Raw genomic sequence first — 382 nt, 5'->3', positions numbered from 1 at the left:
GACTGGGGTGAAGTCGTAACAAGGTAACCCTAGGGGAACCTGGGGTTGGATCACCTCCTTATCTTGAACAATTAACGATGTTGAGTGTTCACACAAATTGCACTGATAACGAAAGTAGAAGAAGTAAAAAGTAAAACCCTAGCATAATAAGGGGCTATAGCTCAGCTGGGAGAGCGCCTGCCTTGCACGCAGGAGGTCAGCAGTTCGATCCTGCTTAGCTCCACCACTTATTGTGTCGTACTTAGGTACATATGCAGGTCTGTAGCTCAGCTGGTTAGAGCGCACCCCTGATAAGGGTGAGGTCGGCAGTTCAAGTCTGCCCAGACCTACCAATACTTCTTCAGAAGAACAAGAGACCAAACTCAAACTGTCTTACGAGATA

General features: G+C 47.4%; 2 tRNA genes and 1 rRNA gene. All 3 read left to right on the top strand.

Features of this window, described 5'->3' with window-relative positions:
• Window positions 1-61 (top strand): 16S ribosomal RNA (locus tag ACSLUK_RS20020); the annotation flags it as partial.
• Between the two features lie 89 nt (window positions 62-150).
• A tRNA-Ala gene (locus ACSLUK_RS20015) sits at window positions 151-226 on the top strand.
• 29 nt (window positions 227-255) lie between these two features.
• Window positions 256-332: transfer RNA gene (locus ACSLUK_RS20010), tRNA-Ile, on the top strand.
• The last annotated feature ends 50 nt before the right edge of the window (window positions 333-382 follow it).

The sequence above is a fragment of the Thalassotalea fusca genome (genome assembly GCF_053485835.1).
The sequence above is the reverse complement of the archived record's forward strand: the minus strand, read 5'-3'. Positions and strand labels throughout refer to the sequence as shown.